The sequence below is a fragment of the Alloalcanivorax venustensis genome (assembly GCF_047495515.1).
GTDB lineage: Bacteria > Pseudomonadota > Gammaproteobacteria > Pseudomonadales > Alcanivoracaceae > Alloalcanivorax > Alloalcanivorax venustensis.
Genome location: NZ_CP179934.1, coordinates 2,242,491 through 2,269,346 on the forward strand (window position 1 = coordinate 2,242,491; position 26,856 = coordinate 2,269,346).

The 26,856-nt window shown below is 66.1% G+C and carries 25 protein-coding genes; 9 read left to right on the forward strand and 16 right to left on the reverse strand.

Annotated features, from left to right (window positions below; genetic code table 11):
* Positions 1–13 precede the first annotated feature (13 nt).
* Entirely contained in the window at positions 14–1,240 is a 1,227-nt protein-coding gene (locus tag ACMG4O_RS10510; protein WP_335628796.1) for a GAF domain-containing protein, read from the reverse strand.
* Positions 1,241–1,383: 143 nt separating this feature from the next.
* Here ACMG4O_RS10510 and ACMG4O_RS10515 point away from each other — a divergent pair, with 143 nt between their 5' ends.
* Entirely contained in the window at positions 1,384–1,647 is a 264-nt protein-coding gene (locus ACMG4O_RS10515; protein ID WP_194856894.1) for an acyl-CoA-binding protein, read from the forward strand.
* Here the strand turns inward: ACMG4O_RS10515 and secD are convergent.
* The 4 genes from secD to ACMG4O_RS10535 form a co-directional block, all read right to left on the reverse strand.
* Positions 1,638–3,908 carry a protein translocase subunit SecD gene (secD, locus tag ACMG4O_RS10520; RefSeq protein ID WP_414433768.1) on the reverse strand — a complete coding sequence of 757 codons (2,271 nt, stop codon included), beginning with the start codon at positions 3,906–3,908 and terminating at the stop codon, positions 1,638–1,640. The two genes, ACMG4O_RS10515 and secD, sit on opposite strands and share 10 nt — an antisense overlap.
* 61 nt (positions 3,909–3,969) lie before the next feature.
* Positions 3,970–4,335, reverse strand: coding sequence for a hypothetical protein (locus ACMG4O_RS10525; protein ID WP_414433769.1), 366 nt, complete (start codon positions 4,333–4,335; stop codon positions 3,970–3,972).
* A gap of 72 nt (positions 4,336–4,407) precedes the next feature.
* Positions 4,408–5,358: a DMT family transporter gene (locus ACMG4O_RS10530; RefSeq protein ID WP_370209991.1), complete on the reverse strand. Its 951-nt coding sequence runs from the start codon at positions 5,356–5,358 to the stop codon at positions 4,408–4,410.
* 2 nt (positions 5,359–5,360) lie between these two features.
* On the reverse strand, positions 5,361–5,828 hold the full coding sequence (locus ACMG4O_RS10535) for a CopD family protein (protein ID WP_335628801.1): 468 nt from the start codon (positions 5,826–5,828) through the stop codon (positions 5,361–5,363).
* 541 nt (positions 5,829–6,369) lie between these two features.
* On the opposite strand from ACMG4O_RS10535, the gene ACMG4O_RS10540 reads away from it, so the two are divergent.
* On the forward strand, positions 6,370–7,542 hold the full coding sequence (locus ACMG4O_RS10540; protein WP_286875095.1) for a type III PLP-dependent enzyme: 1,173 nt from the start codon (positions 6,370–6,372) through the stop codon (positions 7,540–7,542).
* 212 nt (positions 7,543–7,754) lie between these two features.
* Here ACMG4O_RS10540 and ACMG4O_RS10545 read toward each other — a convergent pair whose 3' ends face one another.
* Positions 7,755–8,417: a hypothetical protein gene (locus ACMG4O_RS10545; RefSeq protein ID WP_414433770.1), complete on the reverse strand. Its 663-nt coding sequence runs from the start codon at positions 8,415–8,417 to the stop codon at positions 7,755–7,757.
* A 146-nt stretch (positions 8,418–8,563) separates the two neighbouring features.
* On the opposite strand from ACMG4O_RS10545, the gene ACMG4O_RS10550 reads away from it, so the two are divergent.
* Entirely contained in the window at positions 8,564–9,295 is a 732-nt protein-coding gene (locus ACMG4O_RS10550; protein WP_414433771.1) for a zinc-dependent peptidase, read from the forward strand.
* 1 nt (position 9,296) lies between these two features.
* Here the strand turns inward: ACMG4O_RS10550 and ACMG4O_RS10555 are convergent, their stop codons facing one another.
* Together ACMG4O_RS10555 and ACMG4O_RS10560 are read right to left on the reverse strand one after the other, a co-directional pair.
* Entirely contained in the window at positions 9,297–9,584 is a 288-nt protein-coding gene (locus tag ACMG4O_RS10555) for a chaperone modulator CbpM (protein ID WP_142949982.1), read from the reverse strand.
* Entirely contained in the window at positions 9,581–10,495 is a 915-nt protein-coding gene (locus ACMG4O_RS10560; protein WP_142949983.1) for a DnaJ C-terminal domain-containing protein, read from the reverse strand. Before ACMG4O_RS10560 ends, ACMG4O_RS10555 begins: the two co-directional genes overlap by 4 nt.
* Positions 10,496–10,686: 191 nt before the next feature.
* Between ACMG4O_RS10560 and ACMG4O_RS10565 the strand changes: the two genes are divergently transcribed.
* Genes ACMG4O_RS10565 through ACMG4O_RS10575 form a run of 3 tightly spaced genes read left to right on the forward strand, consistent with a single transcriptional unit; the run spans position 10,687 to position 13,578 of the window.
* Positions 10,687–11,820, forward strand: coding sequence for a glycosyltransferase family 4 protein (locus ACMG4O_RS10565; RefSeq protein ID WP_370184403.1), 1,134 nt, complete (start codon positions 10,687–10,689; stop codon positions 11,818–11,820).
* Positions 11,804–12,589 carry a DUF2334 domain-containing protein gene (locus ACMG4O_RS10570; protein ID WP_370202117.1) on the forward strand — a complete coding sequence of 262 codons (786 nt, stop codon included), beginning with the start codon at positions 11,804–11,806 and terminating at the stop codon, positions 12,587–12,589. The genes ACMG4O_RS10565 and ACMG4O_RS10570 overlap by 17 nt, the downstream gene beginning before the upstream one ends.
* On the forward strand, positions 12,586–13,578 hold the full coding sequence (locus ACMG4O_RS10575; protein ID WP_142949986.1) for a lysylphosphatidylglycerol synthase transmembrane domain-containing protein: 993 nt from the start codon (positions 12,586–12,588) through the stop codon (positions 13,576–13,578). The genes ACMG4O_RS10570 and ACMG4O_RS10575 overlap by 4 nt, the downstream gene beginning before the upstream one ends.
* 84 nt (positions 13,579–13,662) lie before the next feature.
* Here ACMG4O_RS10575 and ACMG4O_RS10580 read toward each other — a convergent pair whose 3' ends face one another.
* Positions 13,663–15,372 carry a sulfatase-like hydrolase/transferase gene (locus tag ACMG4O_RS10580; RefSeq protein ID WP_414433772.1) on the reverse strand — a complete coding sequence of 570 codons (1,710 nt, stop codon included), beginning with the start codon at positions 15,370–15,372 and terminating at the stop codon, positions 13,663–13,665.
* 134 nt (positions 15,373–15,506) lie between these two features.
* Between ACMG4O_RS10580 and ACMG4O_RS10585 the strand changes: the two genes are divergently transcribed.
* Positions 15,507–16,451: a LysR family transcriptional regulator gene (locus tag ACMG4O_RS10585; RefSeq protein WP_414433773.1), complete on the forward strand. Its 945-nt coding sequence runs from the start codon at positions 15,507–15,509 to the stop codon at positions 16,449–16,451.
* Here the strand turns inward: ACMG4O_RS10585 and thpD are convergent.
* The 4 genes from thpD to ACMG4O_RS10605 all read right to left on the reverse strand — a co-directional run bounded on the left by thpD (position 16,448) and on the right by ACMG4O_RS10605 (position 22,411).
* Positions 16,448–17,368: an ectoine hydroxylase gene (gene thpD / locus ACMG4O_RS10590; protein ID WP_142949989.1), complete on the reverse strand. Its 921-nt coding sequence runs from the start codon at positions 17,366–17,368 to the stop codon at positions 16,448–16,450. The genes ACMG4O_RS10585 and thpD overlap by 4 nt on opposite strands.
* 160 nt (positions 17,369–17,528) lie before the next feature.
* Entirely contained in the window at positions 17,529–18,056 is a 528-nt protein-coding gene (locus tag ACMG4O_RS10595; RefSeq protein WP_142950007.1) for an isochorismatase family protein, read from the reverse strand.
* A gap of 159 nt (positions 18,057–18,215) precedes the next feature.
* Positions 18,216–20,810 carry a bifunctional aconitate hydratase 2/2-methylisocitrate dehydratase gene (acnB, locus tag ACMG4O_RS10600; RefSeq protein WP_142949990.1) on the reverse strand — a complete coding sequence of 865 codons (2,595 nt, stop codon included), beginning with the start codon at positions 20,808–20,810 and terminating at the stop codon, positions 18,216–18,218.
* A gap of 698 nt (positions 20,811–21,508) precedes the next feature.
* Positions 21,509–22,411: a lysophospholipid acyltransferase family protein gene (locus ACMG4O_RS10605; RefSeq protein WP_194856298.1), complete on the reverse strand. Its 903-nt coding sequence runs from the start codon at positions 22,409–22,411 to the stop codon at positions 21,509–21,511.
* Between the two features lie 75 nt (positions 22,412–22,486).
* On the opposite strand from ACMG4O_RS10605, the gene ACMG4O_RS10610 reads away from it, so the two are divergent.
* Positions 22,487–23,101 carry a tRNA-(ms[2]io[6]A)-hydroxylase gene (locus ACMG4O_RS10610; protein ID WP_142949992.1) on the forward strand — a complete coding sequence of 205 codons (615 nt, stop codon included), beginning with the start codon at positions 22,487–22,489 and terminating at the stop codon, positions 23,099–23,101.
* 150 nt (positions 23,102–23,251) lie between these two features.
* Here ACMG4O_RS10610 and ACMG4O_RS10615 read toward each other — a convergent pair whose 3' ends face one another.
* The 3 genes from ACMG4O_RS10615 to ACMG4O_RS10625 are packed head-to-tail and all read right to left on the reverse strand — an operon-like array spanning position 23,252 to position 25,072.
* Positions 23,252–23,980, reverse strand: coding sequence for a UDP-2,3-diacylglucosamine diphosphatase (locus ACMG4O_RS10615; RefSeq protein ID WP_370203727.1), 729 nt, complete (start codon positions 23,978–23,980; stop codon positions 23,252–23,254).
* A 4-nt stretch (positions 23,981–23,984) separates the two neighbouring features.
* Entirely contained in the window at positions 23,985–24,572 is a 588-nt protein-coding gene (locus ACMG4O_RS10620) for a peptidylprolyl isomerase (RefSeq protein ID WP_414433774.1), read from the reverse strand.
* A gap of 2 nt (positions 24,573–24,574) precedes the next feature.
* Positions 24,575–25,072 (reverse strand): peptidylprolyl isomerase, encoded by a 498-nt coding sequence (locus tag ACMG4O_RS10625; protein WP_142949995.1) that lies wholly within the window; start codon positions 25,070–25,072, stop codon positions 24,575–24,577.
* An 85-nt stretch (positions 25,073–25,157) separates the two neighbouring features.
* Between ACMG4O_RS10625 and ACMG4O_RS10630 the strand changes: the two genes are divergently transcribed.
* Positions 25,158–26,855 carry a glutamine--tRNA ligase/YqeY domain fusion protein gene (locus tag ACMG4O_RS10630; RefSeq protein WP_414433775.1) on the forward strand — a complete coding sequence of 566 codons (1,698 nt, stop codon included), beginning with the start codon at positions 25,158–25,160 and terminating at the stop codon, positions 26,853–26,855.
* Position 26,856: the final 1 nt, after the last annotated feature.

Below are 26,856 nucleotides of genomic sequence, written 5' to 3' on the forward strand. Positions count from 1 at the left end.
CGACAAAGATCGTCTAGCCGGCTTCCTGCCGGTGGCGGCGGATATACTCCTCACGGCCGACGGCCGCCATCAGCGCGTAGGCCAGCGGTGACGCCAGCGATTCCAGTAGCGTGCGGGTGTGGTCGTCGAACGGTTCCAGCGCCGCCAGCTCGATCACGCCCAGCGCCTGGTCGCCCTGCCAGATCGGCAGAAACAGCAGCTCGCCGGGCCGCACCGCGCCGTGAGCGATCTCCAGATCCAGGTAGCCGGCCGGCACATTGTGCCGCACGGTGACGCCGGGGCCGCGCTCCAGCGCGCCGCCGAGCAGGCCGTCCACGGGCACGTTGTCGCGCTCCCGGGCCTGCTGGTTGAGGCCGCGCGCCGCTTCCTGGCGCAAGCGGTCATCGTCCAGCCGGTAGGCGGCGCCGGCGATCGCCTCGGTGCGCTCCAGCATGAAGGTCAGAGCCTGATCCATCAGCACTTCCACCCGGGGGTTGCCGGCGATGTGCGCCATGAACTCGTTCAGCGTGCGTTGCCGCAGCGCTTCCCGGTCGGCGTTGTCGCGCCACTGGCGCAGCCGCGCCGACTCGCGGCCGAGCAGCAGATTGTTGGCGTAGGAGCCGCGCGCGCTGGCATCCAGCATGTAGCCGTTCAGCGCGCACACCACCAGCGGAAAGCCGTAGAACAGCATCAGCGATACCGGGTCCACGTCCCAGCGTTGCAGCAGCGCCACGGCCAGGGCCACCACCAGCGAGCCCAGGCACCAGAACAGCGTGCGCGTGGGCGGCAGGCGCAGAATCGAAAAGCCGATGATCAGCACATAGATGGTTTCGAAGGCGGCCACCTGGCCGAGGAAGGTGCCGGCCAGATGCAGCGCCCCCAGCAGCGTGCCGGCCAGGGAGGTCATCAACGCCAGCCCGATCAGGGTGGTCACCCAGTCCGCCAGCGCGTCCACCTTCACCGCCACGAACAGCAGCGCCAGGGAAATCGCGATCGGGTAGACGCCGTAGGCCATCCACAGATCCCGGTTGTGCTCGTCCGACAGCAACGACACCGGCACCGATACGATCAGGAACAGGACGATCAGAATATACAGCGAGCGCTGGATCAGCTTGGCCGCGCGGCGCTCGGCGTAGTCGCGGTAACGGTCTTCCAGGGAACCGGGAAAGCGCACCCACAGGGTCTGGACCGCCTGCTTGAGATCCCGCTCCTGGCGGGCGTCCAACTGTGGCGCGGACTTGGAAGTGGTGGAACTCGTCATCGGGGTCCCCTTTATTGTTGCGCTGTCCCGCGCTGTTGTTCAAAGTAAAACAGCCGGGCCGCGTCGCCCCCCCGACGGATCGCGGCCCGTGGAGCCCTTGAGCGGCTCCCTAAGAATCAATAGCCAACTAACAGGTGAGAATAATGGCCGATAAAGCTCAGTTTGAACAGGCCCAGAAGGACGTTAAAACGCTGTCCAAAAAGCCGGATAACGACGACCTTCTGTTCCTCTACGCCCACTACAAGCAGGGCAGCGCCGGCGACGTGTCCGGCAAGCGCCCCGGCATGCTGGATATGGTGGGCCGGGCCAAGTACGACGCCTGGGCCAAGCTCAAAGGCATGAGCGCCGACGACGCCATGCAGAAGTACATCGACAAGGTCGAAGCCCTCCTCAAGAGTCATAAATAACCGCTCTCACTCTCCAGAGAGGCGGGTTCACGAGCAGCGGGCCCCTCTGGAGAGAACCACCGCTCTAAAAACATCGCCATCGGCGCGGCGATAAACATCGACGAACTGGTCCCCACCACGATCCCGAACAGCACCGGCAGCGCGAAGCTGGTCACCGCCGGGCCACCGGCCAGCCCCATGGGCAGGATCGCCAGGAAGGTGGTCAGCGACGTAAACAGCGTGCGCCGCAGGGTCTGGGTCAGGCTCAGGTCGATGATGTCTTCCAGCGGCCGCTCCGGGTCCAGCGCCCGGTTCTCGCGCATGCGGTCGAACACCACCACCTTGTCGTTCACCGAATAGCCGATCAGCGTCAGCAGCGCCGCCACCGTGGTGAGGTTGAACTCCAGGCCGGTGAGCACCAAAAAGCCCAGCGTCTTGCTCAGGTCCAGCCCCAGGGTGATCAAGGCCGCCCAGGCGAAGTGCGGCGCGAAGCGCAGACGCAGATACACCAGCATGCCGGCGCCGGACAGCAGCACGGCGAGAATACTGGTCTCCACGAAGCCGCCGCTGACACTGGGACCGACCACGTCCAGGCGCGGGTAGCCGGCCTCCGGCGACACCGCGCTGAGCGCCGCCTTGGCGGCCTCGATGCGGGTGTCGCTGTCGGCGCCGGCGGGCAGGCGCAGCAGATACTGGCCGTCGTCACCGAAGCGCTGCAGGCTGCCTTCCAAACCCGAGGCGGCCAGCCCGCCGCGCAGGGTGTCGATGGTGGCCGGCGTGTGCACCTCCATGGCCACGCCGCCCTGGAAGTCGATGCCGGTGTTGAGCCCCGGCCAGGCGAGCGCGCCCAGGGACGCCACCGACAACACCAGGGACAGGACGATGCCCCGGCCGCGCACCGCCATAAAGCGGATCGGCCGGCGCCGGCGTTCCGCGCCCAGCCAGTCCGGGCCGGGCAGCGTGAGCGTGCCCCGGGTCCGGCCGCGCAGCCGCCACTCCATCAGCAGGCGGGTCACCGAGATCGAGGTGAACAGCGACACCACCAGGCCCACCGCCATGGTCACGGCGAAGCCGCGCACCGGGCCGGCGCCGAACTGGAACAGCAGGCCCACGGCGATCAGGGTGGTGATGTTGGAATCCAGAATGGTGGCGTAGGCGCGCTGGAAGCCGGCGCGCAATGCGCCCTGGCCGCTGCGGCCGCGACGGGCCTCTTCACGGATGCGTTCGTTGATCAGGATGTTGGCGTCCACCGCCATGCCGACGCTGAGAATCAGCCCGGCGATGCCCGGCAGCGTCAGGGTGGCGCCCAGCGACGCCAGCAAGCCGATCACCAGGCCCAGGTTGATCACCAGGGCGGTGTTGGCGATCAGCCCCCAGCGCCGGTAGGCGAGCACCATGAACGCCAGCACCAGGGCGGCGCCGATCAGGCCGGTGGCCACCCCCATGCGAATCTGGTCGCCGCCCAGATCCGGCCCCACGGTGCGTTGCTCGACCACTTCGAGCGGCGCCGGCAAAGCGCCGGCGCGCAGCAGCAGGGCCAGGTCGCCGGCCTCGCGGGCGTCGAAGCCGCCGCTGATCTGGCCGCGCCCGGCGGTGATCGGCGAGCGGATCACCGGCGCGGTGATCACCTTGCCGTCCAGCACCACGGCGAACGGGTCGCCCACATGGTGGGTGGTGATCTCGGCGAATTTTCGGGCGCCCTCGTCGTCCAGCTGGAAATTCACCACCGGCTGGCCGGTGCGCGGCTCGAAGCCGAGCCGGGCGTCCTCCAGGTTGCCCCCGTCCAGCAACGGCAGCGGTTTAAGCGGGTAAACGCGGTCGCCCTCGCTGGCCGGCAGCCGGCGGGCCGGGGTGCCCGGTTCGGCGAGCAGGTGGAAGCTGAGTTTGGCGGTGCGTCCCAGCAGCGTTTTGATGCGCTCCGGGTCGGTGACGCCGGGCAGTTGCACGACGATACCGTCATCCCCCTGGCGCACGATCAGCGGCTCCACCACGCCGGTTTCGTTCAGGCGGCGGCGCACTACCTCCAGGCTGCGCGCCACCGCGTCGTCGCGGATTTCGGCTTTTTCACGGCCGCTTTTGCCGCGCGTCAGATCATCGGTGTCCACTTTCAGCAGCAGGTGCGAGCCGCCCTGCAGGTCGAGCCCCAGGGTCAGGCTGTGCGACTGATAGGCCGCCGGCAGGGCGCTCAGCCAGGCCGGTGGCAACAGGCTGGGCAGGGCGGCGCCCAGGCCCAGCACGATCACCAGGCCGTAGGTCACGGCCCGGATCCAGAATCGGTTCATAGCGGGTGTCTCTAAACGGTTGTAAACCGCCCGAAGCGGGCGGGCTCAGGCCGATAACCGGTTAGAGAGGGGGCGCCCGTGGGGCGCTGTTGTGGTAACGGGGAAAGCGCGGCGCCGGCGCCGGCACGGCCACCGCCCGGGGCGGGCCGGCGGTGCCTGGAAGCGTCAGCGCCAGGGTGGCGAGCGGGGCCTGGGTCGGTTCCCAATCCCAGCCCGGATCGTCGCCGCTGTCACGGCGCTGCCACTGGCCGCCGGCGTCGCGGGGCAGCGCCTGCCCGAACAGTCCGCCGTCGTCCACCAGTGCCGGCGAAGAGGGCGCCGGCGCGGTGAGTGCCTGGGCCGGCCACACCGACAGGCCCACCGCCAGCCATAGCAGCAGCGCCCAGAACGGGAAGGCGCGGCGGAAGGGCGGGCGTGGAGCGGTCATGGGCGTGGTCGCTGTGGGAAACGTCATGATGCTAGGCCGGTGCCGGCCGGCGCGCAAGCGTCACCGCGCGGCCTACGTCAGCCACTGCTTGAGCACGCGGCGCACGCTGGCCCAGCGGTTGACCACCAGGGACAGGAAGATCAGAAAGCAGCCGCCCACTTGCACCACGGTCATGGTCTCGCCGAACCACAGCGCCGCGAACAGCGCCGTCCACATCGGCTCCAGCACCATGATCACCACGCCGTGGCTGTGCACCGACAGGCTCTGGGCGTAGGTCTGCACGAAGAAGCGCGCGGCGGTGCCCACCGTGGCGCTGGCGATCACCCAGCCGGCCATCACCGGGGTGAAGGCGCCGAACGCGGCGGGCCAGTCTTCCAGAATCAGCGAGCCGGTGCCGGTCACCAGACTCACCGTGAACAGCACCACCGTGGTCAGCGCTAGCGCCGGCACCCGGTCGCGGGTGGTCACCTGGCCGGCGGCGCCGGTGATGGTGGCGCTGTTGGCGGCGCGGGTGTTGAGGGTGAAATAGAGCGCGAAAATGCAGGCCGCGGCGACGAAGAACAGCTGCCCGGGTTCCGCGTGCAGGCCACCGCGCAGGGACAGCAGCGCCAGCCCGGCGGCGGCCACCGGCAGCGCCACCCAGGTGCTGGCCGGCGGCTTTTCCTTGAACACCAGCCGCGCCATCACCGGCACCAGCACCACGCCCAGACTGGTCAGGAAGGCGCCTTCGCCCACATGGGTGCCGAAGTGCAGGCCCATGATCCAGAAGCTCATGGCCAGGCCGAACACCAGCCCGACCCTGGCACTGCGCTGGTACTGATCGGCGCTCAGGCGCAGCAGTTGCCGCCAGCCCACCAGCGCCAGCACCAGGCCGGCGAGCAGAAACCGCAGCGCCATGAACAACAGCGGCGGCATCAACAGCACCGCCTCCTTGGAGAAAATCCAGCTGACGCCGGCCAGCAGCGTCACCGCCACCAGCAATAGGTCGGCCTTGCCGGATCCGCCGCCGTTCTGCGCGCTCACGGTTAGAGGTACCGCCCGCCGGAGGCGATCACCACCACGATCAGGCCGAGAATCAGGTTGATGCCCACCAGCTTGCGGATCTGACCGACGCGGCGGGCGCCTTCGCTGGCGTCGTTATCGGCCACGGCCTGCTTGAGGCGACGGAACGGCGCGAAGTAAACGTGGGCGAACAGCAGCATCATCAGAATGCCCAGGCCGATCATGGCGTGGATGTGCCACTCCACGTTGGCCATGCCCTTGTAGACGCCGAACACCATGCCGAAGCCGGTGGCCAGCAACAGCACCACCGCCGCCCACACCCAGCGGAAGAACCGCTCCAGGGTGGCCGCCCACAGCGCCGGGCGCCGGGCCGGGTCGATCACCTGCACCACCGCCGGGCGCATGGCCAGGTAAGCGTAGAACATGCCGCCCACCCAGACGACGGCGGCGAGCAAATGCAGGGCGAGGGGAAGGGCCATAGCGATAACCATGAAGGGCTCCGTGGTCGGGGGAATTCGGGGGCGCATAGTGTAGCAGAGCGGTGGTCCGCCGGCAGGCGGTGCTGTGACTCCGTAGCCCGGTTCGGTCTCGGTGCCCGTGTCCAGGACCCGCCGTGAATACGTCCCTGTAGGCTTGTGTTCGGCTCCCTGCCTCACACAGTCCTGGACACGGGCACCGAGACCGAACCTCCCTTGGGAGCAAGCGGCCGAGGTGCGTAGTAGGGTTCGGCGGCGCCGACAACCCGGGGCGCCGGAATCTCCCCACTGAGCGTGTCTGTGTTAGGCCCTTCCGGGACCCTGGAGAACAGGACGTTCGACAGGGAGCGTACAGGGACGTATTCACAGCGTTCCCGGAAGGGCCTAACACAGACACGCGTCCCGGCTGGAGAAAGCTGTCCTGCCAAGAAAAAAAGGCGGTCGGGTATCTCCCCAAACGGTGAGCAAATTGCTACTTTGGGCGCCCGTTGCCTTCGCAACGGTCCCGGTGCCGTGTCGGCCCGGGTGGTTGCTGAGTACCGGGAAGAGGACCCCCATGACCATCGACGCCATTCGCGTGGAAGACTATTACGATCCGGTGGTGTTCCGCCGCATCAAGGACCTGGCGGACACCAAGGAGACCCCCTTCGTGGTGATCGACACGGAAACCGTGGGCAAACACTACGATCAGCTGATCGAGCAGTTTCCGTTCGCCAAGGTGCACTACGCGGTAAAGGCGAACCCGGCCGCTGAGCTGATCAGCCTGTTGCGTGACCGGGGCGCTAATTTCGATATCGCCTCGATCTACGAGCTGGAAAAAGTGATGGGTCTGGGGGTGTCGGCGGAGCGCTGCATTTTCGGCAACACCATCAAGAAGGCCCGCGACATCCGCGCTTTCTACGAGAAGGGCGTGCGCATGTTCGCCACCGACTCGGAAGCGGACCTGCGCAACATCGCCAAGGCGGCGCCGGGTTCCCGGGTGTATGTGCGCATCCTCACCGAAGGCACGCACACCGCCGACTGGCCGCTGTCGCGCAAGTTCGGCTGCCAGACGGACATGGCGCTGGATTTGATGATTCTGGCCCGGGACCTGGGCCTGGAACCCTACGGTGTGTCCTTCCATGTGGGCTCCCAGCAGCGCGATATCGGCGCCTGGGACGCGGCCATTGGCAAGGTCAAGATCATGTTCGAGCGCCTGCGCGATGAAGTGGGCATCGAGCTGAAGATGATCAACCTGGGCGGCGGTTTCCCGGCCAACTACATCGCCAAGACCAACGACCTGGAAACCTACGCGTCGGAAATCATCCGTTTCCTGAAAGAGGACTTCGGCGAGCAGCTGCCGGAAATCATTCTCGAGCCGGGCCGGTCCCTGATCGCCAACGCCGGTGTGCTGGTCAGCGAAGTGGTGCTGATTTCCCGTAAATCCCGCACCGCCTTGCAGCGCTGGGTGTTCACCGACGTGGGCAAATTCTCCGGCCTGATCGAAACCCTGGACGAAGCCATCAAGTACCCGATCTACACGGAAAAGAAAGGGGAAATGGAAGAGGTGGTGATCGCCGGGCCGACCTGCGACAGCGCCGACATCATGTACGAAAACTACAAGTACGGCCTGCCGCTCAACCTGGCCATCGGCGACCGGCTGTACTGGTTCTCCACCGGCGCTTACACCACCAGCTACAGCGCCGTGGAGTTCAACGGCTTCCCGCCGTTGAAGGCGTACTACATCTGAATACGCCGCCAAAGGGCGCTACGAGGCGGGGATTGTAGGAGCGGGCCCTGCCCGCGAAAGGGTGGCTTATAGCCACCCGGCAGGATTCCAGAGACGCTGTTAAAGCCCCGCTTTTAAAGGCCTCTGGTATCCTGCCGGCCGGCAAAGCCGGCCTTTCGCTTGCAAGGCAAGCTCCCACAATGAGCGCTTCGTAGCGCCGGTTATTCCCACCCTCAGAACCTGATCTCCAAGCCCGCGAACACCGGACCCACCGCCCAGTCCACATAAATGGGCAGACTGGCTCCGTTGGCCTTGAGCCGGAAATCCGGTTCCCGCTCCAGGAAGTGGGTGGCGGTGTCCGGCCGGGTGCGCACGTTGAGCTCGGTGGTCAGCATGCCGGTGGCGAAGTTCACCCAGCCGTCGCCGGGGCGGTTGTCTTCCACGCCGATGGCGAGCCCGGCCAGGCCGTTGACGATCAAACCGCCCAGCCGGCTTTGCCAGGCCCGCTGGCGGGCTTCCTCCTCGGCCAGCCCGGCGATCAGGATGCGCGTGGCGGCGCGCGCTTCCGGTGTGTCCTTGTCGTCCAGGGCCTGATATTCCCGGTAGGCATCGCCGTGGGAAGGGGCGAACAGCAGGGTGCCGGCCAGCCCCAGGGCCGCCTTGGTGGCGTTGATGTAATCGTCGTAGCGCTCCTCCGGGTCGTCGGTGTCGCGGGCGTGCACCAGGGAATAGGCGCTGCTGCCGCCGTAGAAGGCGCTCCAGCCCCATTGCCAGTAGCGCGCCTGGTCGGCGCCGCTGCGGAGCGCGGACGCCGCTTCGCGCGTGGCCTGGGCGTGGGCCGCGGGGCCGAGCAGCAGCAGGGCGAGCACGGCGATCACGCGGTAGCGATGGGTCATGGGGGCTCCTTCCATGGTCTTTCTACGGTGGCTTGGTTTTTTGCAGTGCTTATCTAAACCGCTTTGCGTCCGGTTGGCAAAAGCGGCAAGCTTTGCGCTCTCTCCTCTATGCTGGGAAGGCCATGTTCGGACGGGTTCGAGACTGGTTGGAAGATCGCAAGCTGGCGCGTTTGCCGGTGACGCGGGCGCAATGGGAAAACGCCATTGCCGGCTGGCCGGTGGCGGCCCGGTATCAGGGCGCCGACCGGGAGCGGTTGTTCGATCTCACCCGCCGTTTTCTGGTGCGCAAGGAGTTCGCCGCCGGCGGCGAGTTCACCGTCACCGACGACATGCAGCTTCTGATCGCCACCATGGCGGTGGTGCCGGTGTTCGGGCTGGGCCTGGACTGGTACGACGGCTGGTACACGTTGATCGTTTACGAGGACACCTTCGTCACCCCGGACAACGAAATGGACGAGTTCGGTATCGTGCACGACGCCGGGCGGGAACTGGCCGGTGAAGCCTGGCTGCAGGGGCCGGTGATTCTGTCCTGGGGCGATGTGCTCGAATCCGGCGGTGAGGACGGCTACAACGTGGTGCTGCACGAGCTGGCCCATAAGCTGGATATGCGCCGCGAGGGCCCCAACGGCGCGCCGCCGCTGCATGCCGGCATGGATCCGCAGCGCTGGCACGATGTCTTCACCGAGGCCTGGCAGGCTTTGGAGCGGGCGGAGCAGGGCGGTGAGCCCTTTATCGACCCCTATGCGCTGGAAGATCCCGGCGAGTTTTTTGCCGTGGCCACGGAAAGTTTTTTTGAATCCCCCGCGCATCTGCGCCAGGTGCTGCCGGCGTTGTACGAGCAGCTGAGTCTGTTTTACCGGCAGGATCCGGGCGCCTGAGTCAGTCCAGAAAGCGGTTTAACCGTTGTCGCAATTGTTCGTTCTCGCGGCGCAGGGTGTCGATTTCCTCAAGCAGTTCCAGGGCCAGGGCCACGCCGTGCCAGTCCAGCGCCAGGTCTTCGTGCAGGCGCGCGGCGCGGCTGAGCACCACCAGGGTTTGATCGTCGAAACGCCAGGTGTGCGCTGAACCGGCCACCGGGGTGACGATGCCCACTTCAACGATTTCGATGACCGCGTGCTCCGGCAAGGACACGCGGCGGCACACTTCGGTGAGGGTCAGCGTGTTCATTTTCGGCGCTCCTTATCATGGCGCCGGCCGTCGCCGGCCCAGTTCGCCCGTGGGTCAAAATCGGACTGCTCGGCCAGCGCCCGCCACAGTTCACGGTCCCGATCGGAAATCCGCTCGGGCATGACGATTTTGATAATCGCGTAAAGATCACCCTGCGTCTTCTTGCCGGCGAGACCCTTGCCCTTGACCCGCAGGCGGCGGCCGGTCTGGCTGCCCGCCGGCAGGGTCAGGCTGATGCGTCCGCTGAGCGTGGGCACCTGCAGTTTGGCGCCCAGGGCCGCTTCCCAGGGCGCCACCGGCACGGTGACGAGCAGGTCGTGGCCCTCCACATCGAATACCGGGTGGGGCACCAGTCGCACGCGCAGGTAGAGGTCGCCGGAGGGCGCGCCGTCGCTACCCGGTTCCCCTTTGCCTTTCAGACGAATGCGCTCGTTGTCCGCGGTGCCGGCGGGAATCGTGACATTGAGGGTGCGACCGTGGACGCTGATCGGTTTACGGGTATCCGCCACCGTGTCTTCAAGGAACAACGGCAGATCCATTTCCAGATCACGGCCGGGGCGCGGACCGCCGCGTCGGGAGAATCCGCCACCGAACAGGGATTCAAAAAAGTCGGAGAAATCCGCTTCCCGGCCGCCACCGGACGCGGCGCCGGCACTCTGCCAGCCCGGCGGTGGTTGGAAGCCGCCGCGGGCGTCACGGAACTGGCGCAGCTGATCGTACTCGGCGCGCTTTTCGGCGTCCTTGAGCACCTTGTAGGCTTCCGCTACTTCCTTGAATTTACTTTCCGCGTCGGCGTCGGCATTGACGTCCGGATGATACTTGCGCGCCAGCTTCCGGTAGGCGGCTTTGATCTCTTTATCGTCCGCTTCCGGTGGTACGCCGAGAATCTTGTAATAGTCCTTGAATTCCATTGCTGCCGTGCTCCCGTTGGCGGCCTTTCTGACCGCTTAATGGCGGCGGGCCGCGCTTTTACAAGCCTTTACCAAGGTCGGCGGTGAGCTTTCCGTTGCCAATGCTATCTTAGGCTTATTCACCCGCTATTGACGATGATCAGGGTCGTCGGTAACGGCGGCACCGCACCAAGTGGGAAAGGGAGAACCGCTTGAGAATTCTTGATACCACGCTTTTTTACACCCAGGCCAGCGGTGGCGTGCGTACCTACATTGACGGCAAGCGCCAGGCGTTGCTGCGACGTGGGGGCACCAGCCACAAAGTGGTGATGCCCGGCTCGCGCGTGTTCTTCGACGGCGACTTCGTGTCCCTGCCGGCGATGCCCCTGCCGTTGGCGCCGGGCTTTCGTTTCCCGTTGCGTCTGGGTTTGTGGAGCAGCATCATCGCCGGCCTGCAGCCGGACGTGATCGAAGCCGGCGACCCGTACACGCCCGCCTGGGCGGCCCAGCGGGCGGCCAGATTGCTGGACGTGCCGTCGGTGGGTTTCTACCACTCCGATCTGTTCACTCTGGTTCATCATCGCGTCGGCCGCTTTCTCGATCCGGGCACCCGGGCCTATATAAAACGCCTCTACGAAGGCTTTGATATGGTCCTCAGCCCCAGCCGCGTGATGGCGGAGCAGTTGCACCGCTGCGGTATCGGTGAGGTCGAGGTGCAGCCGCTGGGCGTGGACCTGGAAGCCTTCCAGCCACAGCGCGCCAAGCCCAACGCCCGCCGCGCGCTGGGCCTCTCCGAGGACCAGCACCTGCTGGTGTTCGCCGGACGCGGCACCCAGGAGAAGAATATTCCGGTATTGCTCGAAGCGATGCGCAGGCTGGGGCCCGACTACCATCTGCTGCTGATCGGTACCGGCCTGCAACCGGACGCGCCGTCCAATGTGTCGGTGATCCATGAGTTTTGCCAGACCCCGGAAGTGGCCGGCTGGATGGCGGCCGCCGACGCGCTTGTGCACGCCGGCGATCAGGAGACCTTCGGCCTGGTCGCGCTGGAAGGCATGGCCAGCGGCCTGCCGGTGGTGTGCGTGGACGCCGGCGCCTTGCCGGAAGTGGTGCCCGGTGACTGTGGGCGCCATGTGCGCCCCAACGACGGCGCCGCCATGGCCGCCGGTGTGCGCGACCTGTTTGAACATGACGATCCCGCGGCCCTGGGACGGCGCGCCCGTGCCCATGTGGAAACGCGGCACAGTTGGGATGCGGTGGCGGAGAGCCTGGTCGGTCACTACCGGCGCGTCCTTGGCGATCACGAGCAGCCGGTATTAGCATCCACCCATGAATCGCATTCCTGATACCCAACGGGCCTTTATATTATCGCTGCACGATGTGGCCCCGCACAGCTGGCCGCTGTACCAGTCGTTTCTGCGCGAGTTGCAACGCCCGGCGTCGCTGGTCAGCACCCTGCTGGTGGTGCCGGATTTCCACCGCCATGATCCCGCCGAGCGTTCACCGGCGTTTTGCCGGGCCATGGCCGAGCGCCAGGCCGCCGGTGACGAGCTGGTGCTGCACGGCTGGTCGCACAGCGACGACGGCCCCACCCCCAAGGGGCCGCGGGAATGGGTCCGCCGCCGGATACTGACCCACGAAGGGGAATTCTCCGCCCTCAACGAGGCTGCCGCCTACGCCCGCATACGCGACGGTCTGGCGCTTTGCCGCCGCCAGGATTGGCGGGTCAGCGGCTTCGTGCCGCCGGGCTGGCTGAGCAATGAAGCCAGCCGCCGCGCGATCCGTGACGCCGGTTTCGACTACCGCACCGACGCCGGCGCCCTGTACCGCCTGGCCGACGGCGAGCGGCTGCCGCTGCCCACGGTGGTGATGTCGTCCCGTTCGTCCTGGCGCCGGCGCTGGTTCGAGCGCTTGAACCAGGCGCGGCTGCGCCGCTTCCAGCACCGTCCGGTGATCCGGCTGGCGTTGCATCCGGTGGACCTGCGTCACCCGGAAAGCCGCGCTTTCTGGCGGCGCACCATCGATGCACTCAGCGAACAGCGCCGTTGTGTCAGCAAGGCCCAGTGGCTGATGGAGAATGAGCGCCTGCCGGCGAGCGGATCCGAATCGCTATGACGCGGCATTGGCGCTGGTTGTTCGCGGTGGCATTGCTGGTCGGCGCGGCGGTGCCGTTTGTGCTGGGCGGCCAGCAGGTGCTGGCACGGCTGGTAACCGTGCCGGTGGGCTGGCTGGCGCTGCTGGTGGCGATGATCGCGGTGTGCTGGAACCTCAACGCCTGGCGGCTGCGGCTGATGCTCAATGGCCGGGCGCCGGGCCTGGGCCACGGCGCCGCCGTGGCCACGGTGATGGCCACCGAGTTCACCCTGAACGCCACGCCCGGCGGCAGCGGCGCGCCTTTCACCCTGGCCGCGCTGCTGCGCCGGCACGGTGTGGCACCGGCGCAGGCCACGGCGGTCCTGGCGGTGGATCAGCTCACCGACTTGCTGGTGTTCGCGGCCCTGTTGCCCACCGTGGCCCTGTACGGGCTGGCCCGCTATCTGGATCTGGCCGCCTGGTGGCAGGTGGCGGTGCCGTTCGCGCTGATGCTGGCCGCCCTGGCCGGGGTCGGGCTTTTGGCCCGTTTCCAGCGCCGGGTGCTGATCGGGTCCGGGGACTTTCTCGCCTGGCTGGGGCTGCGCCGGCGCCGGCGTCTGCGTCTGGCGCGGGCGGTGCTGCGTTTCCGGCGCGGCCTGGAAGAAACCCTGGCGGTGCCGCGCCGCCGCCTGTTGCTGATGTTTTCCCTCTGCCTCTGCCACTGGCTGCTGCGCTATTCGGTGATCTACGTCGCGGTGCTGGCGCTGGGCGAGCATCTGGATTGGGTGTACGGCTTCTTCGTGCAGATGGTGGCGATGGGGGCCGGCCATTTGACCCTGCTGCCGGGTGGGGCCGGCGGCGCCGAGGTGGCCGGCGCGGCGCTGTTGAACCCCTGGCTGACGTCGGTGACCACCGCCACCACCATCGTGGTGTGGCGGTTTTTCACCTTCTACTGGTATCTGCTCGCCGGTGGCGCGGTGATGCTGTGGTTGGCGGCCCGCACCGGGCAGCCGTTGCTGGACGGAAAATAGCCGGCACCGGCCGTGAATAAGGTGCCCCGGACACCGGCGAGGCCGGGCCGGGGCGGATTGCCCCCCAAGGGCAAAGCAAAAAAATTACAGGCGGTAGAGGAATTCAGGCCCGGGGTATTCGCCGCCGTGGTCGTCGCCGATTTCCTGCTCGATCAGCTGGTTGGTCCGGTCGTTGAGGGCCAGCAGGCGCTCTTTCGCCGCCTCCGGGCCCTCCGGGCGCGCCGCCAGGTTGACCAGTTCGTCCGGGTCCTGGTGGGTGTCGTAGAGCTCCAGGTCGTTGTGGGCGAGCAGGGTGTCCCAGTCCCGGGGCAGGTGGTGGCTGTCCGGGCTGAAGTAGCGGGTGAACTTGTAGCGGCCGTCAAAGACACCCCGGTGCAGGCCGCGGTTGCCCAGCTCCGGGCCCAGCCGCAGCTGCTTGAGGAAATCGCCCATCAGTTTCACCGGCGTGATCTCGTCGCCTTCCCGGGCCAGCCGCTGGGTGGCTTCCGGGTCGGTGTAGAGCAGCACGCCGTAGGCGAACAGGATGCCGTCCCGGTCGCGCTGCGTGGTCTGCCCGCTGAGCGCCGGGCTCAGGTCCACGCCGGGGGTGTCGGTGGTGGTTTTACCCTCGGTGGCCAGGCCCACCAGGGTCGGCACCAGGTCCAGCGCCGAGCCCAGGTTGTCCACGGTGCGGCCGCCGCTCACGTCCGGGTGGCTGACGATCAGCGGCACCCGGCTGTTTTCCTTGTAGGTCACCGGGCCTTTTTGCCGCAGGCCGTGGGCGCCGGCCATTTCGCCGTGGTCGGCGGTGTAGACGATGATGGTGTTGTCGAGCTGGCCGCTGTCCTCCAGGGCCTGCAGGACATGGTCCACCTGCCGTGACACAGCGCGGATGCAGTTGAAATAGTAACTCTGGTTGGCCAGCCAGGCGGCTTCGTCGTTCTTGTCCATGTGGCCGTAGATGCTGTCGATCACCTGGGCGTAGGAGCGGTGGCACCAGGGCTTGTCGCGCAGCGTTTCCTTGGCGAAGGAGGCGGGCAGCGGCAGGTGCGACCAGTCTTTCCTGTAGATCGGATCGTTCGGCGGCGGCCGCAGCGGCGCCATGAAACGCCGGTTGGCCCGTGACTGCTCCTGCTTCTCGCCGGAGGAGAAGAACATGATGTCGTGCGGGTTCACGAAGTTCACCGCCAGCAGCCAGGGCTTGTCCAGCTTCTGGCTGTCGCGCACCAGCCACTGGCTGGCTTCGCCGGCCACCATGCGGTCGGCGATGTAGCCCTGCCACACCGAGCCGTGCACGTCGCCGGTCAGGTTGTAGTCGCTGAAGCCGTAGGGCTCCAGCGCCTTGCCCCGGCTGGGGTAGCTGCCGTACATCAGCCCCGGGCCGTCCTCGATATCCGACAAATGCCATTTGCCCTTGTAGGCGGTGTGGTAGCCCAGCTCCTGGAACAGGTGGCCGAGGGTCGGCAATTCCTGATTGAAGCTGGGAAACGGCGGCGCGTGCAGATTGGCGGTCATGCCGGTGCGCATGGTGTGCTGGCCGCTGTACATCACCGAGCGCGAGGGCGAGCAGGGCGAGGTATTCACATAGTACTGGTTGAAGCCGGTGCCCCGGTTGAGCAGCTTGTCATGGGCCGGCAGATCCAGGCCGCCGGGCAGGTCCATCCAGGAGCGTTCCTGGTCGGACACCAGCAGCAGCACATTCGGCCGGCCCTGCTTGCGCAGGTTGATCCTGGCGTTCAATGAAGGCGCGGTGGCCAGGGCGGCGCCGCCCAGGGCCAGGTTTTTCAGCACGGTGCGCCGGGTCACTTCGGTCATCGGGGCTCTCCGGTGGTAGGCGGTTTTTGTTGTTGGCGGGTCATGGCGGGAAGTATGCGCCGGGGATTCATTACTGTGTTGCATGAGTCTATGCTTAATGGGTTGATGATCCCGACCGAGTCAAGGAGCCCGCCGTGTGGCAATTACAGGAGCTGACCCGCTTCCGGGCGGTGTACGAGCACGGCAGCCTGTCGGCGGCGGCGCGCGCCCTGGGCCTGTCGCAGCCGGCGCTGACCCGCAGCCTGCAACGGCTGGAGCAGAGCGCCGGGGCACCGCTTTTTGAGCGCCATACCCGTTCGTTGCGTCCCACCGAGCTGGCGCGGACCCTGCACCGCCAGGTAAACCGGATTCTCGATGAGGCCGCCGGCCTGGACCGCCTGGTGGAGGCGTTCCACGACGGCCGCAGCGGGCTGGTGCGCATCGGCTGCGGGCCGTTCGTGCCGGACTTGCTGGCCCAGCGTCTGGCCGGGCCGCTGCAACGGTCCCGGGCCACCATGGACGCCGGCGTGCGGCTGGAGATGCACAGCGATCACTTCCAATCACTGTGCGAAGGGTTGTACGCCTACCGCTACGATTTTCTGGTGTACGACGGGCGCAAAGGCTCGGCGTTGCCGGACCGGGACGACGTGGAGGAGCTGCCGCTGGTGGAGCTGCCTTTGCAAGTGGTGGCGCCGGCCTCCTGGCTGGTGGGTAAGGCGGCGGCCGCCCTTGAGGACGGCGACGCCGCCGTCGCGTTCATGAGGGGCCGGCCCCTGGCGCTGCCCCGGGTGCCCCCGGAGTACCGCCGTCAGATCGCGCCCTGGTTCCGTGAGTTGTTGCTGGCCCGTCGCGGCGCCGAGTTTCAGATGGCCACCATCAGCTCTTGTCTGGCGTTGTGCCGGGAGGGGCGGGCGGTGACGGTGGCACCGCGCAACCTGCTTGAGGACGACCTGCGAGCAGGCCGCCTCAAGCCGTTGCCGCTGGATGCGGGGGTGACGGTGTCGGCGTGCGCGTACCGATTGCGCTCGCATCCGCTGTCGCAGGCCGCCAGCGAAGTGTGGCGGCTGCTCAGGCGGGGCGCGCTGCGGCAACCGGGTTAGAGCGGTTCCAGGTGGTCGTGCATGGCGAGCGCCTCGGTGTTGTCTCGGTTGGCGAGAAAATCCGGGCGCGGCTGATGGCCGCAGTAGGGGTCTTCCAGGGTGTTGTCCACGCTGTTGTAGACGAAGAACAGGTTGGAGCGCGGCCAGGGCGACAGGTTCTTGTTGGACGCGTGCAGGGTGTTGCACTCGAACAACAGCAATGAACCCGGCGGCCCCTTGGGCGCCTGGATACCACCCTGTTCGACCAGCTCGGCCAGGTTCTCCTGGCTGGGCACGCCCAGGCGCTGGCTTTTCAGCGAGTCCTTCCAGTTGTCCTTGGGCGTGACCCCCTGGCAAGGCACGAAGTAATGGTGCGAGCCGGGTATCAGCATCAGCGGCCCGTTGAACTCGTTGTTGTCGGTGAGCATGATCGAGGCGCTGATGGCCCGCATGCGCGGCATGCCGTCCTCGGAGTGCCAGGTTTCAAAGTCGGAATGCCAGTTAAAACCGCTGCCCTGGAAACCGAACTTGTCGTTGATGCGCGACTGATGAATATAGACGTCGCCACCCAACAGCTGGCGCACCATGCCGAGGATGCGCGGGTCCCGGGTCAGTTCATCGAACCGGCGGGAAATCTCATGCATCTGAAACACCGAGCGCAGATCGCCGGAATCCGGGTCCGTGATCGACTGGTCGGATTTCATCAGCTCGCTGTCCTTGGCCATTTCCTTGAGTTCATCGAAGAACGGCCGCATCCGCTCCTGGGAAAAGAACCCCTCGAACCAGAGAAAGCCGTCGCGCTCGTAATGCGACAGGGCCACTTCGTCCAGGGGGCCGTCCCAGCGCGCCTGGTTGCGGGCATGGACCACCGGGTCCAGTCGGGGGAAGCGGTCATGATGCTGTTCATGCCGCGTCGGGAAAAGATCTTCACTGGTCATGTTGTGCTCCTGCGAGAATCCATTTTCGAAGGTACTGCCACGACGTGACCGGCTCGGCCGGGGCGCGGCGGGCATCGGCGGCATTGTCTCGACCACCGGCGTCCGCCGTCATCCGCATTCAATGTTTCTTTACAGCGAGGATGTAAAAATCAGGTGAAGGCTATTTGATCAGGGCCTGGACCTCCCGGAAGCGCGGGTGATCCGCGTCGCCGAGCCATTCGAACGCGGCCATCTCCAGGGTCACCAGGGTGACGCCGGCCTGGCTCAGGCGCGCCAGCGCCGCGCTCCTGTCGCCCTGACGGCGGGCGCCGACCGCGTCTTCCACCACGAACACCTGGAAGCCCAGCGCTTGCAGGCCAAGCGCGGTCTGCAGCACGCACACGTGCGCCTCGCAGCCGCACAGCACCACCTGGCGGCGCTCGGCCAGCGCCGTGGCGCGTAGCGCCTCGCTGGCGTCGAACCGATGCTTGGCGACGGTTTCGGCGCAAAGCCGTCGGATCGACGGCACGTTCTCGCCCAGTTTGTCCGGGCTCTGCTCGGTGCCGATCACGGGTACGCCGAGCAGCGCGGCGATACGACCCAGCGTCACCGACCGCGCCACCAGCTTCTGACCGTGGCGGATCGCCGGCAGCAGCCGTGGCTGATAATCGATCATCACCAGGGAGGCGTTCTTCGCGTCCATCATCATGGTGGTCTCCGCTTGTGGGAGCGGGCCCAGCCCGCGAAAGGGTGGCTCCAGCCACCCGGCAGGATACCAGAGACCCGCTCTCACAAGGCGCGCTCCAAAAAAAAGCCCCGCCGAAGCGGGGCTTTTCAGTTCCGTGCGCCCGAAGACGCCGACACCGGATCAGCTCGCTTGAGCCACCGGAATCTTAACGGTATCCGCCACGTTCTGATATTCGTCCATGCGGTCGAAGTTCAGGTAGCGGTAGATCTCACCGGACATGGCGTCGATGGTGCCGGCGTACTCCATGTACTCCTCGGCGGTGGGCAGCCGGCCGATCACCGCGGCGATGGCCGCCAGTTCCGCCGACGCCAGATAGACGTCTGCGCCCTGGCCGAGGCGGTTGGGGAAGTTCCGGGTGGAGGTGGAGACCACCGTGGACTTCGCCGCCACCCGTGCCTGGTTACCCATGCACAGCGAGCAGCCCGGCATTTCGGTGCGCGCGCCGGCGCGGCCGAAGATGTTGTAGTAACCCTCTTCGGTGAGCTGGTGCTGGTCCATCTTGGTGGGCGGTGCCACCCACAGACGGGTGGTCAGGCCTTCCACTTTCTCCAGCAGTTTGCCGGCGGCGCGGAAGTGACCGATGTTGGTCATGCAGGAGCCGATGAACACCTCGTCGATGTTGGCGCCGGCCACCTCGGACAGGGTCTTGGCATCGTCCGGGTCGTTCGGGCAGCACAGTACCGGTTCCTTGATCTGATCCATGTCGATCTCGATCACGGTGTGGTACTCGGCGTCCGCGTCGGCGCGCATCAGGCTGGGGTTGGCGAGCCACTCTTCCATGCCCTGGATGCGGCGCTCCAGGGTACGGGCGTCGCCGTAGCCGTTGCCGATCATCCACTTGAGCAGGGTGATGTTGGACTTCAGGTACTCGCTGACGCTGTCCTCGGACAGGGTGATGGTGCAGCCGGCGGCGGAGCGCTCGGCGGAGGCGTCGGACAGTTCGAACGCCTGCTCCACGGTCAGGTCGTCGAGGCCTTCGATCTCCAGCACGCGGCCGGAGAAGACGTTCTTCTTGCCGGCCTTGGCGACGGTCAGGTGACCGTCCTTGATCGCCTGCATCGGGATGGCGTGCACCAGGTCACGCAGGGTGACGCCGGGCTGGCGCTTGCCCTTGAAGCGCACCAGCACGGATTCCGGCATGTCCAGCGGCATCACGCCGGTGGCGGCGGCGAACGCCACCAGGCCGGAGCCCGCCGGGAAGGAGATGCCCATCGGGAAGCGGGTGTGGGAGTCACCGCCGGTGCCCACGGTGTCGGGCAGCAGCATGCGGTTCAGCCAGGAGTGGATGATGCCGTCACCCGGGCGCAGGGACACGCCGCCACGGTTCATGATGAAGTCGGGCAGGGTGTGCTGGGTTTCCACGTCCACCGGCTTGGGGTACGCGGCGGTGTGACAGAACGACTGCATCACCAGGTCGGCCTGGAAGCCCAGGCAGGCCAGGTCCTTCAGCTCGTCGCGGGTCATCGGGCCGGTGGTGTCCTGGGAGCCGACGGTGGTCATCTTCGGCTCGCAGTACATGCCCGGGCGAACGCCTTCCAGGCCGCAGGCCTTGCCGACCATTTTCTGCGCCAGGGTGAAACCGGCGTTGGAATCGCCCGGCTGCTCCGGCTTGCGGAACAGGGTGGACTCTTCCAGGCCCAGGGCGGTGCGCGCCTTGGTGGTCAGGCCACGGCCGATGATCAGGTTGATGCGGCCGCCGGCGCGGACTTCGTCCAGCAGCACCTGGGAGCGCAGCTCGAACTCGGCGATCACTTCGCCGTCTTTCTCCACGCGGCCTTCGAACGGGTAGATGTCGATCACATCACCGGTGTTCATTTTTTCCACGTCGCACTCAAAGGGCAGGGCGCCGGAGTCTTCCATGGTGTTGAAGAAGATCGGTGCGATCTTGCCGCCGATGCAGACGCCGCCGGCGCGCTTATTGGGCACGTAGGGGATGTCTTCGCCGAAGTGCCAGAGCACGGAGTTGGTGGCGGACTTACGGCTGGAGCCGGTGCCGACCACGTCGCCCACGTAGGCCACCGGATGGCCTTTGGCCTTGAGCTCTTCCATCTGCTTAAGCGGGCCGATCTCGCCGTCTTTCTCGGGCACGATGCCTTCACGGGCGTTCTTCAGCATGGCGTTGCCGTGCAGCGGAATGTCCGGGCGGCTCCAGGCGTCCTGGGCCGGGGAAAGGTCGTCGGTGTTGGTCTCGCCGGGCACCTTGAACACGGTCACGGTGAACTTCTCGGAGAGGTCCTTGCGGTTGGTGAACCACTCGCCCTCGGCCCAGGATTCGATCACTTCCTTGGCCTTGGCGTTGCCGGCTTTCATTTTGTCTTCCACGTCGTGGAAGGCATCGAACACCAGCAAGGTGTGCTTGAGTTCCTGGGCGGCCACGTCGGCCAGCTCTTCATCGTCGAGCAGCTCGATCAACGGCGCCACGTTGTAGCCGCCCTGCATGGTGCCGAGCAGTTCGGTGGCACGCTTGCGGTCGATCAGAGGGGAGCTGGCTTCGCCTTTCACGATGGCGGTGAGGAAGGCGGCCTTCACGTAGGCGGCCTGGTCCACGCCCGGCGGGACCCGGTTCACGAACAGGTCCTGAATGAATTCTTCTTCGCCAGCGGGCGGGTTCTTCAGCAGTTCCACCAGTTCGGCGGTCTGCACTTCGTCCAGCGGCTTGGGCGGAACGCCCTGGGCGGCGCGCTCTTCTACGTGTTTGCGATAGGCTTCTAGCACAGCGAATCCCTCGTTTCGTCTGACTGATTTCTTTTGGAAATCAGTTGTTTGGGGTATGTCTGGGGGTGGAAATGCGCGCGGAGTATAGCGGAAACGGTATCCACTGTTAAATCAAACAGGCCTCACAGTCATTCATGACATGAATGTTCGTAATAACGAAGGCGGCAGACCGTGGGCTTTAACAAGGTTCATAGCGCTTTAGCGGGAACGGTCTCTCCAGCCGGATCGCGAGTCTGTGTTCTGCCCTTCCGGGAACGCTGTGAATACGTCCCTGTACGCTCCCTGTCGAACGTCCTGTTCTCCAGGGTCCCGGAAGGGCAGAACACAGACACGCTCACTGGGTAGATTCCAATGCCCCGGGTTATCGCTGACGCTCAACCTTTCTTCAGAGCTTTGCTGGGCAGCTGGCACCTTCGGGAGGTTCGGTCTCGGTGCCCAGGACCCGCCGTGAATCCGTCCCTGGAGGATTGTGGGAGCGGGCCATGCCCGCGAAAGGGTGGCTTTAGCCACCCGGCAGGATCCCAGAGACCTTGTTGGTGCTGCCGTTTGAAATGTCTCTGGAATCCTGCCGGCCGGCTTTGCCGGCCTTTCGCTTGCAAGGCAAGCTCCCACAATCCGAGCTTCATCGACAGGTTCAGCGCCATCTATAACCCCCTTCCCGGCTGGAGAGAACGGTTCGGCTAAAGCGAGATGCGCCTTTAATAGGGCAGGGTGCCGCCGGGCGGTTGGCGGCGAAAGCGTTTGTAGCTCCAGAGGTACTGGCTCGGGTCCTCGAGGATCAGCGCTTCGATGGAGCGGTTCATCGCTTTCAGGGCGTGGTCCAGGTCCTCGTCGTGGATGTCCGGGTCGGCGGGCCGCACGCGGATCTCGAAGCCTTCGTCGCCGGGCAGCCGGCGCGCCCAGGCCATGAACACCCGGGCGTTGGTCTGCTTGACCAGCTTGCAGCTCAGCGTGCCGGTATAGGCCGGCTGGCCGAAGAAGGGCGCGAAGCGGCCGCTGCGCCGGTCCGCCACCTGGTCCGGCAGGATCGCGGTGAGCGCGCCCTTGCGCATGGCGCGCACCAGGCCGGCGACGCCGCGGGCGGTGGCCGGGTACATGGTGGTGCCGAAGTGTTCCCGGCCCTGCTTCACCAGCGCGTCCAGTTCCGGCAGGCCGGAGGGCGCGAACATGGCGTGCAGGCCGAATTCGCGGGCCAGCCAGAAGTTGAGCACCTCCCAGCAGCCCAGGTGCGGCGCCAGGATCAGGATCGGTTCCTTGTTGGCCACCGCCTCGCGCAGCGGCCCGTCGCCCTGTTCGGACACCACCCGTTGCAGGCCGTCTTCCGGTTTGCTCCAGAAGCGGGCGATTTCGAAGGTGTTCTTGACGCTTTCCACCAGGGATTCGCGCACCAGGGCTTCCCGGTCCGGATGGTCGGGCAGGCACAGAGACAGGTTGATCCGCGTCACTTCACGGGCTTCGGTGGAGAGCCGTGCCAGCAGCCCGCCCAGCGCGGTGGCCAGCGCCCGGTTCAGCCGGAACGGCAGCAGGCCGAGCAGGCGCAGCGCGCCCACGGCGGCGCGGCCTTTCAGCGTTTGGATATAAGGATTGGTTCGACGACCCATGGCCGGCGATTATACGGGGGTGTGGGTATAACGCCAGCCGTCGCCTATAATGGCCGCCCGATTTTCGAGGTGCCCATGACCGACATTGCCCCGCTGCTCGAGTTTTTACCCTGCCGGACGCCGCAAGCGTGGATCGGCTGGGCGCTGGACAACGAGACGCTGCTGCTGATCGACCACGCGCACTGCGAGAAGAAAGCGGCCTCCACCGCGCTCAACCTGATGTTCCGCTACGTGGACCGCCCGGAACTGCTCGACAACCTGAGCCAGCTGGCCCGGGAAGAACTGCTGCACTTCGAACAGGTGGTGGGTCTGATGCGCGAGCGCGGCATCCGCTACGACCATTTATCGCCGTCCCGCTACGCCGGCGCCCTGCGCGCCGAGGTCCGCACCTCGGAACCGCAGCGCCTGGTGGACACCCTGATCGTCGGCGCCCTGATCGAAGCCCGCTCCTGCGAGCGCTTCGCCGCGCTCGCGCCCCACGTCGACGCCGAACTGGGCCGCTACTACCGCTACCTGCTGAAAAGCGAATCCCGCCACTTCGAGGACTACCTGAACCTCGCCCGACGCTACGCCGAGGCACCCATCGACGAACGGCTCGCGTTCTTCAAGGAAAAGGAGAGGGCGTTGATCGAGTCACCGGACAGCGAATTCCGGTTTCACTCCGGAACACCGGAAGCAGTTGATAGTTGACAGTTAATAGTTAATAGTTAACAGCGGAAGAGGGGGCGGGGTTGCGGGAACGCAAGGGCTCCGTTGCGATACCGCAAGAAGCGCGGGCAGCAAGGCCGACGAATCCACCAAACCCTCCCCGCGCAACTATTAACTGTTCACTGTTACCTGTTAACTGATTTCCCAGTTTTCGAGGCGGAGCCCATCGCTGTCCGCCACGATCCACCAGCCGAGCGCCCCCCAATCGCCGAGCACCCAGCGGGTGCCTGTGCCGTCTTTGAGGGCCACGTCGTGGACGGCGGGGCGGTGGGTGTGGCCGTGGATCAGGTGGCGGACGCCGGCGTCTTCCATGACGCGCACCACTTCCGCCGGGGTCACGTCCATGATGTTTTCCGGCTTGTTGGCGTTGTTGCCCTGGCTCTGCATGCGCATGCCCTGGGCGAGGGCGCGGCGTTCTTCCAGGGGTTTGGCGAGCATGCCTTGCTGCCATTGGGGGTCGCGGGCCATGGCGCGGAATTGCTGGTAGGCGTGGTCTTCGGTGCACAGGCTGTCGCCGTGCATGAGCAGGGCGCGGGTGCCGTACAGGTCGGCCACGGTGCCTTCGTCCAGCAGCACGCCGCCGCAGTCGTCGGCGAACTGGTCGCCGAGCAGAAAGTCCCGGTTGCCGTGCATGAAGAACAGCTCGGACCCGGCATCGGAAAAGCGCCGGAAGGCGTCGATCGCCTGGCGGTTGAAGGGGCTGTCATCGTCGTCGCCGATCCAGGCTTCGAACAGATCCCCCAACACATAGAGGCGGTCGGCCTTGCCGGCGTGGTTGTCGAGCAGGGTTTCCAGCGCGGCCAGGTGTTCCGGGCGGGCCGGATCCAGATGCAGATCGGAAATAAGCAGGCTGTAAGTCATAGGCTTAGGGGTTGTCAGCACGGCGGGCGTTTTCGATCACCACCGGTTCCTTGGGCACGTCCCGGGCGGGCTGCCCGTTCAGGCGCTGGCTACCGGTAGCGACGCCGGCGATCCGGTCCACGGTGTCCATGCCCTCGACCACTTCGCCGAACACCGTATAGCCCCAGCCGCGCGGGGTTTTGCCGCTGTGGTTGAGGCTGCGGTTGTCGACCAGGTTAATAAAGAACTGGGCGGTGGCGGAGTGCGGGTTGCCGGTGCGGGCCATGGCGATGGTGCCGCGCCGGTTCTCCAGGCCGTTGTCCGCCTCGTTGCGGATCGGGGCGCGGGCCTTTTTCTGTTGCAGACCGTTCCGTTCGCCGTCCAGGGTGAAGCCGCCGCCCTGGATCATGAAGCCGCGGATCACCCGGTGGAATACGGTGCCGTCATAAAAACCGGCGTCCACGTACTCGAGGAAGTTGGCGGTGGTGGCCGGCGCCTGTTCCTGGTTGAGCTCGATGACGATCTCGCCCTGGGAGGTGTTCAGGGTCACGCGCGGCCCTTCGGCCAGCGCCAGCGCCGGCAACAGCGCTAGCAGGGGAAGCAGCCAGCGCATCCTTACTCCTCCAGCACTTGGGCGGATTCGATCATCACGTCTTCACGGGGCACGTCCTGGTGGAAGCCCTTGTTGCCGGTGGGCACGCCCTTGATGCGCTCCACGGTTTCCATGCCTTCCACCACCTTGCCGAACACCGCGTAGCCCCAACCGTCCGGGGAGCGGGCCTGGTCCAGGAAGTGGTTATCGGCCACGTTGACGAAGAACTGGGCACTGGCGGAGTGCGGGTCCGAGGTGCGGGCCATGGCCACGGTGCCGGTCTCGTTGGAGAGGCCGTTGCCGGCTTCGTTCTCGATCGGGGGGCGGGTCGGTTTCTGCTCCATGTCCGGGGTGAAACCACCACCCTGGATCATGAAGTTACTGATCACCCGGTGAAAAATGGTGCCGTCATAATGCCCGTCCCTGACGTATTGCACGAAGTTCTCGGTGGTGGCGGGGGCGCGCACCGTATCCAGTTGCAGAACGATCTTTCCATAGGTGGTGGTCAACAGCACTTTCATGGGGTCTCCGGGTCCTGGGAGTCTTTGACTTTAGGGGGGCGCACTTTACACTAGCCAACCCCGTATTTCAGCCGCAGGCGGCTCAATGAGTGAAGCAAAAGCGCCCAGTAACTTTATCAGACAGATCATCGATCGTGACCTGGCCGAAGGAAAAAACAATGGCCGGGTGGTGACCCGGTTCCCGCCGGAGCCGAACGGCTACCTGCATATCGGTCACGCCAAGTCGATTTGCCTGAATTTCGGCATCGCCGAATCCTACGGCGGCGCCTGTCATCTGCGCTTTGACGACACCAACCCGGAAAAGGAAGAGGATGAGTACATCCACTCCATCAAGAAGGACGTGGAATGGCTCGGCTTCCAGTGGGCCGGCCCGGTGCGCTTCGCCAGCGACTACTTCGACCAGCTTTACGATCTGGCGGTGGCCCTGATCCGCAAGGGCCTGGCCTATGTGGACACCCAGTCGCCGGAGCAGATCGCGGAGATGCGCGGTAACTTCACCACCCCGGGGCGTAACAGCCCGCACCGGGACCGCTCCGTGGAAGAGAACCTGGCGCTGTTCGCCGACATGCGCGACAACAAGTTCGACGAGGGCGCCGCGGTGCTGCGCGCCCGCATCGACATGCAGAGCCCCAACCTGAACATGCGCGACCCGGTGCTCTATCGGATACGCAAAAAGGCGCATCACCAGACCGGTGACAAGTGGGTGATCTACCCGATGTACGATTTCACCCATCCGCTCTCGGATGCGCTGGAAGGCATCACCCACAGTCTCTGCACCCTGGAGTTCGAGGATCACCGGCCACTGTACGACTGGCTGGTGAAGCACGCGGACGTCCCCGCGGAAGGCCGCCCCGCAGAGCCGCGCCAGTACGAGTTCGCCCGCCTCAACCTGAATTTCACCGTGACCAGCAAACGCCGCCTCAAGCTGCTGGTGGACGAAGGCCACGTGGACGGCTGGGACGATCCGCGCCTGCCCACCCTGAGCGGCCTGCGCCGGCGCGGCTACACGCCCGCCGCGATCCGCCATTTCTGCGAGAACCTGGGTGTCAGCCGCGCCGACTCGGTGATCGACATGAGCATCCTGGAAGCCTCGGTGCGCGACGATCTCAACCATAACGCGCCGCGCGCCTTCTGCGTGCTCAACCCACTCAAGCTGGTGATCGAGAACTGGCCGGAAGACCGGGAAGAGTGGCTGGACGCGCCCGTGCACCCGCAGAACGAAGACATGGGCACCCGCCGCATGCCGCTCACCCGCGAGGTGTACATCGACCGGGAGGACTTCCGCGAGGAGGCCAACAAAAAGTACAAGCGGCTGGTGCTCGGCGACCGGGTGCGGCTGCGCTACGGCTATGTGATCCAGGCGGAGGACATCGTCCGCGACGCCGACGGCGAGATCGTCGAAGTGCGCTGCAGCTACGACCCGGACACCCTGGGCAAGAACCCGGAGCCGGCGGAAGGGCAGGGCAAAATGCGCGGCGTCATCCACTGGGTCAGCGCCGACCGGGGCCTGCCCTGCGAGGTGCGCCTGTACGACCGCCTGTTCCAGACCGCCAACCCGTCGAAAGTGGCCGAGGGCGAGAGCTTCCTGGACAACATCAACCCGGAGTCGCTGCGCGTGCTGCAAGGCTGCGTGGTCGAGCCGGGCCTGCGCGACGCCGGGCCGGAAAGCCGCTTTCAGTTCGAGCGCGAAGGCTACTTCTGCGTCGACCGGGACAGCGTCGACGGCCGGCTGGTGTTCAACCGCACCGTGGGTCTGCGCGAGTCCTGGCCCCGCGAGGCCTGAG

What these genes read in the sequence shown, in the direction of transcription:
- ACMG4O_RS10510 (WP_335628796.1), bottom strand. Translation starts at nt 1,240, where the DNA reads ATGACGAGTTCCACCACTTCCAAGTCCGCGCCACAGTTGGACGCCCGC.
- ACMG4O_RS10515 (WP_194856894.1), top strand. Translation starts at nt 1,384, where the DNA reads ATGGCCGATAAAGCTCAGTTTGAACAGGCCCAGAAGGACGTTAAAACG.
- secD (WP_414433768.1), bottom strand. Translation starts at nt 3,908, where the DNA reads ATGAACCGATTCTGGATCCGGGCCGTGACCTACGGCCTGGTGATCGTG.
- ACMG4O_RS10525 (WP_414433769.1), bottom strand. Translation starts at nt 4,335, where the DNA reads ATGACCGCTCCACGCCCGCCCTTCCGCCGCGCCTTCCCGTTCTGGGCG.
- ACMG4O_RS10535 (WP_335628801.1), bottom strand. Translation starts at nt 5,828, where the DNA reads ATGGTTATCGCTATGGCCCTTCCCCTCGCCCTGCATTTGCTCGCCGCC.
- ACMG4O_RS10540 (WP_286875095.1), top strand. Translation starts at nt 6,370, where the DNA reads ATGACCATCGACGCCATTCGCGTGGAAGACTATTACGATCCGGTGGTG.
- ACMG4O_RS10545 (WP_414433770.1), bottom strand. Translation starts at nt 8,417, where the DNA reads ATGACCCATCGCTACCGCGTGATCGCCGTGCTCGCCCTGCTGCTGCTC.
- ACMG4O_RS10555 (WP_142949982.1), bottom strand. Translation starts at nt 9,584, where the DNA reads ATGAACACGCTGACCCTCACCGAAGTGTGCCGCCGCGTGTCCTTGCCG.
- ACMG4O_RS10560 (WP_142949983.1), bottom strand. Translation starts at nt 10,495, where the DNA reads ATGGAATTCAAGGACTATTACAAGATTCTCGGCGTACCACCGGAAGCG.
- ACMG4O_RS10570 (WP_370202117.1), top strand. Translation starts at nt 11,804, where the DNA reads ATGAATCGCATTCCTGATACCCAACGGGCCTTTATATTATCGCTGCAC.
- ACMG4O_RS10575 (WP_142949986.1), top strand. Translation starts at nt 12,586, where the DNA reads ATGACGCGGCATTGGCGCTGGTTGTTCGCGGTGGCATTGCTGGTCGGC.
- ACMG4O_RS10580 (WP_414433772.1), bottom strand. Translation starts at nt 15,372, where the DNA reads ATGACCGAAGTGACCCGGCGCACCGTGCTGAAAAACCTGGCCCTGGGC.
- thpD (WP_142949989.1), bottom strand. Translation starts at nt 17,368, where the DNA reads ATGACCAGTGAAGATCTTTTCCCGACGCGGCATGAACAGCATCATGAC.
- ACMG4O_RS10595 (WP_142950007.1), bottom strand. Translation starts at nt 18,056, where the DNA reads ATGATGATGGACGCGAAGAACGCCTCCCTGGTGATGATCGATTATCAG.
- ACMG4O_RS10605 (WP_194856298.1), bottom strand. Translation starts at nt 22,411, where the DNA reads ATGGGTCGTCGAACCAATCCTTATATCCAAACGCTGAAAGGCCGCGCC.
- ACMG4O_RS10610 (WP_142949992.1), top strand. Translation starts at nt 22,487, where the DNA reads ATGACCGACATTGCCCCGCTGCTCGAGTTTTTACCCTGCCGGACGCCG.
- ACMG4O_RS10615 (WP_370203727.1), bottom strand. Translation starts at nt 23,980, where the DNA reads ATGACTTACAGCCTGCTTATTTCCGATCTGCATCTGGATCCGGCCCGC.
- ACMG4O_RS10620 (WP_414433774.1), bottom strand. Translation starts at nt 24,572, where the DNA reads ATGCGCTGGCTGCTTCCCCTGCTAGCGCTGTTGCCGGCGCTGGCGCTG.
- ACMG4O_RS10625 (WP_142949995.1), bottom strand. Translation starts at nt 25,072, where the DNA reads ATGAAAGTGCTGTTGACCACCACCTATGGAAAGATCGTTCTGCAACTG.
- ACMG4O_RS10630 (WP_414433775.1), top strand. Translation starts at nt 25,158, where the DNA reads ATGAGTGAAGCAAAAGCGCCCAGTAACTTTATCAGACAGATCATCGAT.